The sequence below is a fragment of the Leifsonia sp. NPDC058292 genome (assembly GCF_042880955.1).
In the GTDB taxonomy this organism is placed as follows: Bacteria; Actinomycetota; Actinomycetes; order Actinomycetales; family Microbacteriaceae; genus Leifsonia.
Window position 1 is genome coordinate 1 of sequence record NZ_JBHVYL010000046.1, and the last position, 13,173, is coordinate 13,173.

At 70.7% G+C, this 13,173-nt stretch carries 11 protein-coding genes; 4 read left to right on the forward strand and 7 right to left on the reverse strand.

Annotated elements, in window-relative coordinates; genetic code table 11:
* Positions 1 to 171: 171 nt before the first annotated feature.
* On the forward strand, positions 172 to 1,722 hold the full coding sequence (locus ACFVWR_RS17225) for a GMC family oxidoreductase (RefSeq protein WP_387214951.1): 1,551 nt from the start codon (positions 172 to 174) through the stop codon (positions 1,720 to 1,722).
* Here ACFVWR_RS17225 and ACFVWR_RS17230 read toward each other — a convergent pair.
* The 5 genes from ACFVWR_RS17230 to ACFVWR_RS17250 all read right to left on the reverse strand — a co-directional run bounded on the left by ACFVWR_RS17230 (position 1,703) and on the right by ACFVWR_RS17250 (position 7,197).
* Positions 1,703 to 2,941, reverse strand: a complete 1,239-nt coding sequence (locus ACFVWR_RS17230; RefSeq protein WP_387214954.1) for a multidrug effflux MFS transporter — start codon at positions 2,939 to 2,941, stop codon at positions 1,703 to 1,705. The genes ACFVWR_RS17225 and ACFVWR_RS17230 overlap by 20 nt on opposite strands.
* Positions 2,938 to 4,011 (reverse strand): alpha/beta hydrolase, encoded by a 1,074-nt coding sequence (locus ACFVWR_RS17235; protein ID WP_387214957.1) that lies wholly within the window; start codon positions 4,009 to 4,011, stop codon positions 2,938 to 2,940. Before ACFVWR_RS17235 ends, ACFVWR_RS17230 begins: the two co-directional genes overlap by 4 nt.
* Positions 4,012 to 4,021: 10 nt before the next feature.
* The gene (locus tag ACFVWR_RS17240; protein WP_387214960.1) at positions 4,022 to 5,023 is read right to left on the reverse strand and encodes an alpha/beta hydrolase; all 1,002 of its coding nucleotides are present in this window, start codon (positions 5,021 to 5,023) and stop codon (positions 4,022 to 4,024) included.
* 62 nt (positions 5,024 to 5,085) lie between these two features.
* Positions 5,086 to 6,057, reverse strand: coding sequence for an aldo/keto reductase (locus tag ACFVWR_RS17245; protein ID WP_387214963.1), 972 nt, complete (start codon positions 6,055 to 6,057; stop codon positions 5,086 to 5,088).
* 30 nt (positions 6,058 to 6,087) lie between these two features.
* Positions 6,088 to 7,197: a zinc-binding dehydrogenase gene (locus ACFVWR_RS17250; RefSeq protein ID WP_387214966.1), complete on the reverse strand. Its 1,110-nt coding sequence runs from the start codon at positions 7,195 to 7,197 to the stop codon at positions 6,088 to 6,090.
* A 114-nt stretch (positions 7,198 to 7,311) separates the two neighbouring features.
* On the opposite strand from ACFVWR_RS17250, the gene ACFVWR_RS17255 reads away from it, so the two are divergent.
* The gene (locus ACFVWR_RS17255; RefSeq protein ID WP_387214969.1) at positions 7,312 to 8,811 is read left to right on the forward strand and encodes an amidohydrolase; all 1,500 of its coding nucleotides are present in this window, start codon (positions 7,312 to 7,314) and stop codon (positions 8,809 to 8,811) included.
* Positions 8,812 to 8,930: 119 nt separating this feature from the next.
* Here the strand turns inward: ACFVWR_RS17255 and ACFVWR_RS17260 are convergent, their stop codons facing one another.
* Positions 8,931 to 9,671: an SDR family NAD(P)-dependent oxidoreductase gene (locus ACFVWR_RS17260; protein ID WP_387214972.1), complete on the reverse strand. Its 741-nt coding sequence runs from the start codon at positions 9,669 to 9,671 to the stop codon at positions 8,931 to 8,933.
* A 102-nt stretch (positions 9,672 to 9,773) separates the two neighbouring features.
* Between ACFVWR_RS17260 and ACFVWR_RS17265 the strand changes: the two genes are divergently transcribed.
* Positions 9,774 to 10,754, forward strand: coding sequence for an aldo/keto reductase (locus ACFVWR_RS17265; RefSeq protein ID WP_387214975.1), 981 nt, complete (start codon positions 9,774 to 9,776; stop codon positions 10,752 to 10,754).
* A 19-nt stretch (positions 10,755 to 10,773) separates the two neighbouring features.
* Here ACFVWR_RS17265 and ACFVWR_RS17270 read toward each other — a convergent pair whose 3' ends face one another.
* A complete protein-coding gene (locus ACFVWR_RS17270; protein WP_387214978.1) occupies positions 10,774 to 11,553 on the reverse strand; it encodes an alpha/beta fold hydrolase in 780 nt (259 codons plus the stop codon).
* 122 nt (positions 11,554 to 11,675) lie between these two features.
* Here ACFVWR_RS17270 and ACFVWR_RS17275 point away from each other — a divergent pair, with 122 nt between their 5' ends.
* Positions 11,676 to 12,665, forward strand: coding sequence for a methyltransferase dimerization domain-containing protein (locus ACFVWR_RS17275; protein ID WP_387214981.1), 990 nt, complete (start codon positions 11,676 to 11,678; stop codon positions 12,663 to 12,665).
* Positions 12,666 to 13,173 lie beyond the last annotated feature (508 nt).

The following is a 13,173-nucleotide window of genomic DNA, read 5'->3' on the forward strand; positions in this document are numbered from 1 at the left end:
CCAATACTTTGGTGCAGGTAGCGGCGAGTCGGGACCCCTCGACGGCTGCGGCGGGGCCCTTGTCCGGGGCGGCACGAGCGTTGACGATGCGTGAACGCTCGTGCCGGCGGCGTTCCGCGGGGCGCGGAGGCGTGACAGCCTCAGAAGACCCCGAGGGAGTGGAGTGCCGTCATGCAGGATTCGAGCGCGCGCAGCGTCATCGTCATCGGAGCGGGATCGGCCGGGTCGGTCGTCGCCAGACGGCTCTCCGATGCCGGGCACGCCGTCACGGTGCTGGAAGCCGGCGGCGAAGACGTCAACCCGGCGATCCACGACCTCAGCCGGATGGGCGAGCTGTGGCACAGCGCCGACGACTGGGACTACTACACCGTTCCGCAGCCGCACGCCGCGGGGCGCCGGCTGCACCTGCCGCGCGGCAAGGTGCTCGGCGGATCCCACTCGCTGAACGCCATGATCTGGGTGCGGTGCGCCCCCGCCGACTTCGACGACTGGGCGGCGGCCGGCAACGACGGCTGGTCGTGGCGTGACGTGCTTCCGCTCTACCGCGCGATCGAAGGATACTCGGGTGGCGCATCCGAGTTGCGCGGCGGCGAAGGCCTGCTCGACGTGACCGACGACTACGCGCTCGACCCCATCCAGCAGGCCATCATCGATGCGGCGGTCGAGGAGGGCATCGAGCGCAATCCGGACTACAACGGCGACCACCTCGACGGTGTCTCGCAGGAGCAGATCACCGCGCGCGACGGGCACCGGCTGAACACCTACCTCGCCTACCTGAAACCGGTGCGCGACAGGGTCGACGTGCGCACGGGATGCTGGGTGCACCGGCTGCTCGTCGAACCGGCCGGGCCGGGCGCGGACGAAGGGTCGGCTCCGCGCGTCATCGGTGTGGAGTTCGAGCAGAACGGCGAGGTGCAGCAGCTCCTGGCCGATGAGGTCGTGCTGTGCGCGGGCGCGCTCGACTCGCCGCGCATCCTGCTGCGCTCGGGTATCGGGCCGGCCGACGAGTTGCGCGAGCTCGGAATCGAGCCCGTCGTCGATCTGCCGGGTGTCGGGAAGAACCTGCACGACCACCTGCTCTCGCCCGTGATCTTCGCGACGGAGCGGCCGGTCGGGCCGCCGCACGATGGCGTGTCCGTGACGCAGACGCACCTCTTCTGGCGCAGCGATCCGACGCTCGACCGGCCCGACACCCAACCGATCAACTTCAGCGTTCCCATGTACCAGGACGACATGACCGGCCCGGGCGACGGCTTCTCCCTGATGGCCGGCATCGTGAGCCCGAAGGCACGGGGAAGCGTGACGCTCTCCGGCGCGGGCCCCTCCGACCCCATCCTGATCGATCTGGATGCCCTCGGCCATGCCGACGACGTCGCCTCGCTGGTGGCGTCGGTGCGCCAGTGCCGGCGGATCGGCGCGCGCCCGGCGCTGGCAGAGGAATGGGGCGCCCGCGAGATCTACCCCGGCCCTGAGGTCGGAGACGGAGACGACCTCGTCGACTACGTGCGGTCGAGCGTCGTGACGTACCACCACCAGGTGGGTACGTGCGCGATGGGGGTCGACGAAGCCGCCGTGGTGTCGCCGCGGCTGCGGGTGCACGGCGTCGACGGCCTGCGGGTGGCGGATGCGTCGATCATGCCGCGCATCACCACCGGGAACACGAACGCGCCATCGGTGCTGATCGGCGAGCAGGCGGCCCGCTTCATGCTGTCGGGGGAGTGACCGGCGCACGCATCCGTCGCACCGCCAGCCAGCCGACGAGCCCGGCGACGGTTCCGGCCGCACCGATCGTCACAGCCATCGTGAGCGCGGTGGAGCCGCCGATGGATGCCAGCGGCGCGACGATCGGGCCGACCGTGAACGTGACGGTGCCGAGAACCGCCGCCGCCGTGCCCGCCCTGGCCGAGTGTGCGCCGAGCGCGAGGGTGGTGCCGTTCGGGCCGCCCACCCCGGAAGCGAAGAGGAACAGGGGGAGGACGACGAGCATCCCGACGAGTCCCCAGCCGAGCAGCACGGCAGCGACCAGCAGCAGTGCGGCGGCGGTCGTCGCGAGTTGCCCGGCGAGGTACATCCTTGCCGGGCCGAGCCGGGCGACGATCACCCGGCTGAGCTGCGAGCCCAGCAAACTCGCGAGCGCATTGGTCGCGAAGAACAGACTGAAGAGCTGCGGCGTCAGGCCGAACTGGTCTTGCAGCACGAAGCTCGACATCGACAGATAACTGAAGAAGGCGACACCGCCGGCGGCCGCGGCGACGACGAGGAGAACGAAGAGACTGTCGCGGCGGAGTTCGCGGAAGTGACCGGCCATGGCGCCCGCGCCGCCCGGGTGCCGGGCTGCCGGCGGCAGTGTCTCCTTGAGCCCGGCGAGAGCAAGCACGAACAGAGCGGCGCCGATGCCGGCGAGCACGGCGAAGATCCCGCGCCAGTCCATGACGCGCGCCAGCTGGCCGCCCAGCACCGGGGCGACGATGGGGGTGGATGCGCTGACGAGCGCGAGCAGCGACAGCATCCGGGAGAGCTCGGCGCCGCTGAACATGTCCCGGGCGACGGCGAGGCTGATGACGAGGCCCGCCGAACCGGCGAGCCCCTGCAGCAGACGCGCCACGAGCAGGATCTCGATGGTCGGCGCGACGACGCACACGATCGAGAGCAGCGTGAAAAGCGCGATGCCGATGAGGAGCGGCCGTCGTCGGCCGAACCGGTCGCTCAACGGACCGGCCACCAGTTGCCCAGCGCCCAGCCCGATCATGCACACCGACATCGTCGCTTGGGCGAGTGCGTCGCTGGTGTGGAGTGACGAGGCGAGCTGGGGCAGCTGCGGGAGGTACAGATCCATCGACAGCGGACCGAAGGCCTCCAGCAGCCCGAGCACCAGGATGCTGCGCCGGACGCTCATGATCGGCGGCGACACGGCCCCGATCGGCACCGCCCTGGTCGTCACGGCGCTGGGGTCGGGCGGGGAGTGACGCCGAGAGTGCGGCGCAGCCAGCTGTCTCTCGCCGCGATCGCGGCGCGTGACACGTTCGCGTCGGGGGAGAACCCGGAGAACCCGTGGTAGGCCCCCGACCAGACATGCAGCTCGGCGACACCGCCGGCCGCCCAGATACGGCGGGCGTAGTCGATGTCCTCGTCGCGGAACACCTCCGCCGAGCCGACCTCGATGTAGGCGGGCGGAAGCGCCGAGAGGTCGCCCGCGCGCGCCGGCGCGGCGTAAGGGGAGACCGCATCCGTGAACCGGTCGGCGCCCAGGATGGCCGTCCAGGCGGTGTCGTTGTTGTTGCGGTCCCAAGCGCCGATCCCGTCGTATTGCAGGCTCGAGACGGTGTCGTTGCGGTCGTCGATCATGGGACAGTTCAGCAGCTGGCCCGCGAGCGCCGGGCCGTGACGGTCTCGGGCGAGCAGGGCGACGGCTGCGGAGAGGCCTCCGCCGGCGCTGGCGCCCGAGACGATGAGGCGGTCGCGGTCGACGCCGAGCTCGTCAGCGTTGGCGGCCAGCCAGCACAGGGCGGCGTAGCAGTCCTCCGCCGCGGCGGTGCCGGGATGTTCGGGGGAGAGCCGGTACTCGACGGCGACCCCGACCATCCCGTAGTCGACGGCGAGCTCGATGAGCTCGGGCGTGCCGAAGAAGCGGGTGCCGAGCACCTGTCCGCCGCCGTGGATGCCGAGAACGCCGGCCGCGAGGCTTCTCGCGCCGTGCCGCGCGCCGTCTTGCGTGCCGTGCCGCGTGCCGTCGAGCGGGCGGATGATCGTGAGCTCAACATCCGGAGCCCCGATCGGACCCGGGATCATGCGGTTCTCCCACTCCACGGCACGACCGGCGACCTGCGCCTCGATCGGCGGGATGATCGTCGCGAAATGGCGTCGATTGGCGAGGATGGTGTCGGCGCGCAGCGGGATGTGTTCGACGAGGTCGAGAAAGGCGGCGAGACCGGGCGCCAACTCGGGATCGTACGAGACAGGTGCCGGGGCGGGCGCGGGAGGGGTGTGGGCGCCGGTGGCGCGGGTCGTCATGATCTTCTCTTCACAGGCCGAGCACGCGCCGCAACCAGGAGAAGCGCGAAGCCAGCGCCGCCCGCGTGAGTTCGCTTGCGGGCGCGTACATGTCGAAGCCGTGGAAGGCGCCCGACCAGACGTGGAGCTCTGCTTCGCCGCCCGTCGCCCAGATGCGGCCGGCGAACTCGACGTCCTCATCGCGGAACAGCTCGGCCGAGCCCACCTCGATGAACGCGGGAGGGAGACCGCTGAGATCAGTGGCACGAGTCGGAGCGGCGTAGGGGGAGGCGTCGACACTCGCGGCCAGGTCGTCGCCGAGCACACAGCTCCAGGCGAGGAGGTTGGCTTCGCGGGTCCAGGTGCCGAGACCGGCGTACTGGTGGCTCGCGACCGTGGTGTTCGTGTTGTCGAGCATCGGGCACAGCAGCAGCTGGCCGGCCAGCTCGGGGCCCTTGCGGTCTCGCGCGAGCAGTGCGACCGCCGCGGAGAATCCGCCGCCCGCACTGCCTCCCATGACCACGATGCGGGCAGGGTCGACGCCGAGCTCGGCGGCGTTCTCCGCCAGCCAGACGACCCCGGCGTAGCAGTCTTCGACGCCCGCGGGGAACGGATTCTCGGGAGCGAGACGGTACTCGACGTTCACTGCGACGACGCCGAGCTCGACGACGAGCTCGATGAGACGGCCGGTCTCCCAGTTGCGGTGTCCGACGATCATCCCGCCCCCGTGGATGTTGAACAGTGCGGGCACGGCGCCGGCCCCGGGGCGGTGGTCGCGCGGCCGCAGAACGGTGATCTCCAGGTCGGGGGCGCCCACCGGCCCGGGGATGACGCGCTCCTCGGTGACGACGGGCAGGTCGCCGATCAACTCGGCGGGCGACGGGAAGAGCGTTGCGGCTCCCTCGCGGGAAGACGCCAGCGACTCGCGGGTGAGCGGCTGCTGCGGGGCGGCAGCCATAGCCGTCAGAACCGGCGAGAGCTCGGCGGCGAAAGGAACGGGAACGACGGTGCGGGAGTCGGGTGCGATGGTCATGCTTCCTCTTCTCTGGTGGCTGCGGTGTTCGGTGCCGGCGATGGCGGTGAGGCGGATGCGGGCTACGGCCCCGCGGGATCGACGACGTCGCGGTCGACCCAGAACGGTTCAACGCGGGCGCGCAGGTGGGCGGAACCGACTCGCTCGACCAGGCTCACCGCCGCGAGGTTCTGCTCGAGCTGTTCGAGTCGGGTCGCGCCGAACAGCGTCGTCGTGTTCGCCGGATGGGTGAGGGTGAACGCGACGGCGAGCTGGGCGGGAGTGCACCCGAACTCGTCCGCGAGCGACTGGAGCCCGGGCACTGTCGCGACGATGCGCTCCCGGACCTCTCCCGGATCGCGACCGACCTCGCGAGACGGCGTGACGTTGCCCGCGAGGATGCCGCCCTCCATCACATCCGAGGCCTGCATGGTGATGCCCTGCTCGAACAGGCGCGCGAACGGTTCGCCGTCGGGGATGGAGCGGCGGGCGACGCTGTACTTGAGCTGCGCGAGCTGCGGGCCGGGCACGCCCTCCGCGGCCGCGACGTCGATGAGTGACTGGATGTTCGCGGCCGACCAGTTGTTGACCCCCCACGCGCGGATCAGGCCGGCGTCGGCGAGCGTCGCGAGGTCGAGCACGAGGTCGCGCAGGTCGAGGTCGTCGCGGCGCAGATCGCCCAGCACCACGAGGTCGGTGAACTCGCAGCCGACCCGGAACAGCGCGTGCTCCAGCTGAGGCCGGAAACCGTCGTCACCGAAGCCCTCGAGCCATAGCTTCTCCGATAGCAGGTACTGTTCCCGGCGGATTCCAGCGGCTCGCACGATCGCCGAGAAGAGCACATCCGTGAAGACCGGCGGCTGCATGCCGCGGAAGCCGTAGACGCCGACGTCGAACAGTGTGACGCCCCGCTCGACGGCGGTGGCGACCAGCTCGACGGCGTCGGCGAAGTCCATCCGGTCGTAGGTGTGCCACGAACCGAGCGAGAGCACGGAAGCCTCGATGCCGGACGTTCCGATTCGGCGGGTCGGGATGGGCGGGAGTGAGGATGTCATGGTGCGGCGTGCCCTCCTAGTGGGTCGTTGTCAGCCGATGCGGGGGTCGATGACGGCTTTGATCTCGCCGAGCGCGCTCATCATCGCGACCTTGGCGGAGGCTTGGGTGAGCCCGACCGGCTCGCTGAAGAGCTCATCCCAGGGGAGCCTGTCGGCGAACGCGCGGAAGAACTCGATCGCCCGGTAGTAGTCGCCGATGTCGCCGTTCAGGGAGCCGACGATCGTCAGCTCTTTGCCCATGATGGTGCTGAGGGAGACAGGGTCGCCGGTGGGTCCGGTGCTGCCGACGACGACGAACGTTCCCCGCTGCCCGGCCATCGCGATCGCCTCGGGGCCGACGCTCGGCGCCCCGGCGAGATCGAGAACGAGGTCGGCGCCCTGACCGTCGGTGAGTTCGAGCACGCGCTGCACGGTGGCCTCCGAGCCACGTGCGATGTCGACCACCTCGTCGGCGCCGAAGCGTCGTGCGGCGGCGAGACGCTCGGCCGGTGCGCCGACGGTGACGACCGTGCCCGCGCCGGAGAGATGCGCGACGGCCGTCGCGAAGATGCCGAGCGCACCGGAGCCCTGCACGACCACCCGGGAGCCGGGACGCACGCCGCCGGCCCGCTGGAACGCCCGGAGCACCGTCTTGGCCGCGCATCCCGCCATCGATGCCCACGTGTCCTTCACCTCGGCCGGAAGCAGGAGCTTCGCCGCGCCGGGCGTGACATAGGCGAAGTCGGCGAGACCGGCGGTCGCATACGGGGGCACGTCGGAGCGCTGAAGGAAGCCGTACCCGCGCCGTGAGCAGGCCACCGGCTCGCGGAGGACCGTGCAGCCGAAGCACTCGCCGCAGGTCGACTCCGACCAGCCGATGCGGTCACCGACGGCGAGGTCGCGACCGAGCGCATCCCTCGTTCCGGCGCCGACCGCGACGATCTCGCCCACCATCTCGTGGCCGAGCACCATCGGGAGCATCCCGGGAAAAGTCATCTTGCCCGACCAGATCTCGATGTCGGTGCCGCACAGGGTGGTGCAGTGGATGCGCACGAGAGCGGCGCCGGGCTCCACCGAGGCCGGGAGAGGCAGCTCCTGCACGGTCAGGTCGTCGCCGTGGGCAGTGAGCACAGCGGCGCGGGTGGAGGTGGGGATCGTCATTGAGGCTCCGTTCCGGCGACGGGGGTTCGCGAACCGATTCGCTGTCGTTCCGAACGCCGATGTGGGTTATTCTACATACGTTGACCTAAATAGCGAGCCTCTCGAGGAGGAGACGTGCAGCGACCCAACCGAGACAGTCCCGATCCGAGCGCCGACCTGGTGCTCCGAGGAGGGACGGTGCTCACCCTCGACGACGCCGGCACCAGCGGAACCGCCGTCGCGGTCAGGCACGGCCGCATCCTGCGCGTGGGCTCCGACGCCGACGTGCAGCGCGCCATCGGCCGACGCACCACGGTCGTCGACCTCGACGGGCGTGCCGTGATCCCCGGCATCAACGACTCACACCTGCACGCGACCTGGCTGGGCGCGATGTGGCCGAACACGGTGTTCGGCGGGATGGGGGCGGGCGTCGAGGAGGAGGGTGGCGGCGCTGGTGGTGGCGGAGCCGGCGCTGGTGCCGGTGGTGGTGGTGGCGCGGCGGCGGGCGGCGGCACAGCGGGCGGCGATCCGCACGACACGTCGGGGTCGGCGCCGCTGGTGTCGACGCGGGAGGAGCGGCGGGCGGCCATCCTGCGCGCGGGCGAACTGATCGCATCCCTCGGCATCACCAGCTACACCGAACCGGGGCTCGGCCCAGGCGAAGACGACGGCGCGACCGGATGCTTCTCCACGTCGGTTTTCGACGCCTACGTCGAGCTCCAAGCCGAACGGGCGCTCCGTGCGCGGGTGAATGTCCTCGCCCTGTTCGGCGCGCTCGACGGTCCGAGCACGCTGCACGGGTTCACCACCGGCATCCGCGCTCTCGACCGCGAGACGACCAGGCCGACCTGGCTGCGGGTGGCGGGGGTGAAGATCTTCGCCGACGGCATCCCGCCCATGCAGCAGGCGTGGACCAGGCACTCCTATCCCGACGGCAGCTCGGGCGATCTTCTCGTCGCCGGGCTCGACCGCGCCGAGCGCGCCGACAACCTGCGCCGCATGATCCTCGAAGCGAACCGTCTGGGCTACCAGGTGGGCGTGCACGCGACCGGGGACCGCACGATCGAGACGACAATCGACGCCGTCGAGGAGGCCATGGCCGAAAGCAGGATGGAGCTGCGGCACTACGTGATCCACGGCGACCTGCTCGATGCCGCCTCCCTCGCACGGATGGCGAGACTCGGCATGGGCTGGAACGTGCAGCCCGGCATCGCGGTGAAGACGGCCGCGTGGCTCGGCTCGGTGCTGGGGGAGTCGACCGCCGCCGAGGCGTGGCCGCTCGGGGCCGCGGCCGCCGCCGGCGTGTCCGTGTCGCTCAGTTCGGACGCGCCCATCCTCGCCCCCGACTGGCGGCAGGGGATCGCCGACGCCGACGCGTGGCTGGGCGCCCCGCATCCCGCAACCGAGCGCGACCGGATGCTCTCCCTGCTGCACGGCTACACCACCGCTCCCGCGCGACAAGACGGCGCCGACCCGTGGAAAGGCTCGCTCGAGCCGCGCAAGGTCGCCGACCTGTGCGTGCTCGAAGCGGACCCGCTGAGTCTCGCCCCGTCCGAACTGCCCGCCGTCGCCGTCGATCTCACCGTCGTCGACGGCGAGATCGTCTACGAGCGCACGCCCGTGTACACGGCGTAGCGCCGGCATCACCACCACCGAGGGGTCCCGACGCGCCGTTACATGGGTGCATGTAACGGCGTGTCGGGACCCCTCGATGTGCTGGCGGCGCGTCGGAGCGCCAGGCACGGCGGAGCGCGTCAGGCGAGCAGCTGGCCGCCGTCGACGGGGATGCTCGTGCCCGTGATGTGGGCGGCACCGTCGCCGGCGAGGAAGAGCACGGCGGGGGCGATGTCGTCCACGGCGGCCAGGCGGCCGAGCGGGATGCGGGAGGTCCAGGCGGCGCGCGCCGGCGATCCTTCCGGCATCCCGAGGGCCAGCATCGGCGTGAGAACGGGGCCCGGCGCGACCGCGTTGACCCGGATGCCGGCCTCGGCGAGCTCGATCGCCGCCCAGCGGGTCAGCGAGTCGACGGCCGCCTTGCTCGACTCGTAGGCGCCCATCCCTGGGGTCGGCTGGCGTCCGCCGATGGAGGAGATGTTCACGATGGTGCCGCGCGTTCCGGTGGTGACCATGCTGCGGGCGACGGCCTGCGTGACGGTGAACGTTCCGAGGATGTTGACGCGCACGATCGCCTCGTAGTCCGCCACGGCGAGTTCGGTGAGGCGTCCGTGCAGCGAGAGGATGCCCGCGTTGTTCACGAGCACGTCGATGCGTCCGTGGTCGCCGACGATCTCCTCCACCGCGGCGGCGACCGCCTCGGGGTCGGTGATGTCGAGCGCGATGGCGGAGGCGCCGATCTCCGACGCCGTGCGGCCGAGGGCGTCCGCGTCGATGTCGGCGAGCACGACGCGGTCGCCGTTGTCGAGAAATGCTTCGGCGATGCCGCGGCCGATGCCGCCGCCTCCGCCGGTGATGAGGACTGTGCGGGTGTCGGTCACTGGGTGAGCTCCTTCGGCTTGCCGCGTCACACCGTCATGACGCCGGGCATGGTTATATTATACGACCGTAGAAAAAAGCGATGACGCTTCAGGAGGACCACCATGACATTCGCCGCACCCGTTCCCACCCGCACGCTCGGGCCCGGCGGCCCTGCCGTTCCCGTCTTCTCCCTCGGCTCGTGGAACACCTGGGACAGGATGGAGTTCGACGACGCCGTCACGCTCATCCGTCGTGCGGCCGAGGTCGGCGCCGCGTTCTTCGACGTTGCGCACTACAACATGGGCCCGCACGCCGAGAACGCCCGCACCGACCTGATCTTCGGCGAGGCGGTGCGCGCATCGGGGCTCTCGCGAGACGACTACCTGCTCTGCGGCAAACTCTGGCTCTGGGAGTATCCGCAGTCGGGTTTCGCGCAGCAGCTGGACGTCTCGCTTTCGCGCATCGGCGTCGAGAAGGCTGACGTCGTCGTGGTCGGCGACTACTTCGGAGACGTGGATGTGCGCCGGATCGTGCGCGACGTGGCCGCGGAGATCGACGCCGGGCGCTTCGACGCCTGGGGCGTGAACAACTGGGCGATCGCGGATGTGACGCTCGCCATCGACTACGCCGTCGCGGAAGGTCTGACCCCGCCGACGTTCGCCCAGCTCAAGTACGGTCTCGTGCGGCGCACGATGGCGGAGGGCGAGCACTACGGCGACCTCTTCCGGTCGGGGCGGCTCGCCCTGCAAGCCTCCGATGTGTTCGAGGGCGGCATCCTCGCGGGCAAGCTGGCGCCGGCGCGCAAGATCGGCGCCGACATCGGTGGCATCCGCGAGCGGATCGTGGCGGCCTTCCCCGACGTCGAGAGGATCGCATCCTCGTTCGCCGCGACGCCGACCCAGCTCGGGCTCGCCTATGTGCTGAGCAACCCGGCCACGGCCAACGTGCTCTTCGGGGTCAGCCGGGTGGAGCAGCTGGAAGACAACCTCGGCGCGCTCGCCCTCCTCGACCGGGTCGGGCCCGAGGCCCTCCGCTCGGCGGTGGCCGACCTCTGGCTCGACCGTGACGTCAACCCGGATGGCACACTGAGCCTTCCCGTGTGACGCGACGGCCGCGGGGTCCTCAACTCAGGAACGCGAGCGCCGCCGCGCGGAACTCGGGGGAGTCGAGCGCGCCGCGGTGATCGCCCGGAACGCGTGCCAGCGTGCCGTTCTGCGTCAGGGCGACGAGGTCTTCGATCCCGGTGGTCATGACGTCGTCGCTCCCCGCCACGAACAGAATGGGCGTCTCGGCCGGCGCGCCCGCCGACGGCGTGAACGGTTCGGAACCCAGGCCGCGGATGAGCGCGATCAGCGACTCCGTGTCGCGGCCGGGCGCCGAGACCATGGCCGCCATCATGCCGAGCATCGGGTCGGCTGGCCGCGGTGCGGCGCGATCGCCCCTGTCGCGTCCGGCGACGACCGCGCTCAGGGCATCCGTGTCCACCGTGGCGAACGGTTCGAACGGGCTCAGTCCGCCGAGCACCAGCCGGCGCACGATCGGTCGGGTGCTCTCGGGCCGCCGGGCGCTGGATGCGTTCGGGAGCTCCCACGCGAGCCGGGCTCCGAGGGAGTATGCCACCACATCCACCGGCCCGTCGGTCAGGGCGTCGATTGCGTCGACGAGCTGCGCGACCACGGCTGACGTCGTCGCGCCCGCTTCCGTCACCGGCCCCGAGTCGCCGTGGCCGGGCAGGTCGACGATGTGCGTCGTGCGGCCGGCGTCGGCGAAGGTCTGCGCCCATCCGGTGGTCTCGAAGTCGTCGGTGCCGGAGGATGCGAAGCCGTGCAGCAGCACGACAGGGACGCCGGTGGGCGCCGCGGCCTCGGACGTGCGGACGAAAAGGGGGGATGGGTCTGGCATCGGTGTCTCCTTCGACGATTGTTTTTCTATGGTAGTAGAAAATAAGCTAGGGTGGTCCTGTTCCTCCCCGACATCGCCGTCCGGAAGCCCGGTGCGGTGCCACGACAGAAAGAGCGTGTGAAGTGACCTCGACCCGTCCCGCAACGCCGGAAGCCATCGTCGACATCGCCATCGGCTTCATGGGCGCGAAGCAGTTGTTCGCCGCAAGCCGCATCGGCCTGTTCTCGGCTCTCTCCGACGGCCCGCTCGGAGTCGCCGACCTCGCCAACGCGACCGGTGTGTCGGAGCAGCAGGTGCGCGTGCTCGCCGACAGCATGGCCGCCCAGGGTCTGCTCACCCGGAACGACGGCCGCTACGCACTGACCCCGGATGCGGCAGCCTATTTGACCGGCGACCGCGCCGAACTCGACCTCGGGCCGTTCCTCGCGTTCCTCAACGCCACGAGCTACCCCCAGTGGCTCGGGTACGACCAAACCGTCGACACCAACGACGCCGGAACGCTCGACCTCGATGAGGCCGGCTGGGGCGCGTTTCTCGACGGAGTGATGACCTACAACGAGCTGCACGCGGCGATGCTCGTGCGCAATTTCGACTTCACGCGGTTCCGCAGCGTTCTCGACCTGGGAGGTCTGAGCGCCGCCTTCGCCATCAACGCGATGACGGCGAACCCCGTTCTGACCACCCGGTTCGTCTTCGACCCCCAGTCGGTGCCGTCGGTGCAGGCCGCGGTGGAGGCGGCGGGATTCGCGGGCCGCGCCACCGTCGAGGGCGCCGAGACCGCATCCGCTGAGCCGGGCGGGGAGCACGACCTCATCATGGTGAACCACGTCATCCACCGCTTCGGCGACGCCCAGAACCGCGGAATCTTCGAGCACGCTCGGGCCGCCGCCGCGCCGGGCGCGACGCTGATCGTGCTCGACTTCTTCCTCGACGACGACCCCGAACAGCGCGCGATCGACGCCATGCACGCGGGCGAGTACTACAACATCGACGGAACGGTCGTGTACCCGGAGTCCGTCGTGCGCGACTGGCTCGAGGCCGCCGGATGGGCGCCCCAGGGCACCGTGGCGCTGCCCGGCAGCCCCCGCATCCTGATCGCCACCGCCGCCTAGCGCTGCTCGCTCGCGCCGCGGCCGGCACGCCGCGCCCGCCGCGCGCGCCGCTCCCCGCGAGTGTGCCGCTCCCAGCCGAATGTGCCTGTTCCGGTCGGATGTGTCCGCTGTGCCGGCCACGTTCGACCAGAGTGGCCACATTCGTGGCGAAGTGGCACGTTCGTCGCGGGTCGGCTCTGGGGTGCGTGTAGTGCTGCTGTTCCCGGGATGAGTGTGGCTCGTGCTCGCGAGTGTGCCTGTTCCGGTCGGATGTGTCCGCTGCGCCGGCCACGTTCGACCGGAGCGGCCACATTCGTGGCGAAGTGGCACGTTCGTCGCGGGTCGGCTCTGGGGTGCGTGTAGTGCTGCTGTTCCCGGGATGAGTGTGGCTCGTGTTCGCGAGTGTGTCCGTTCCGGTCGGATGTGCCCGCTGTGCCGGCCACGTTCGACCGGAGCGGCCACATTCGTGGCGAAGTGGCACGTTCGTCGCGGGTCGGCTCTGGGGTGCGTGTAGTGCTGCTGTTCCCGG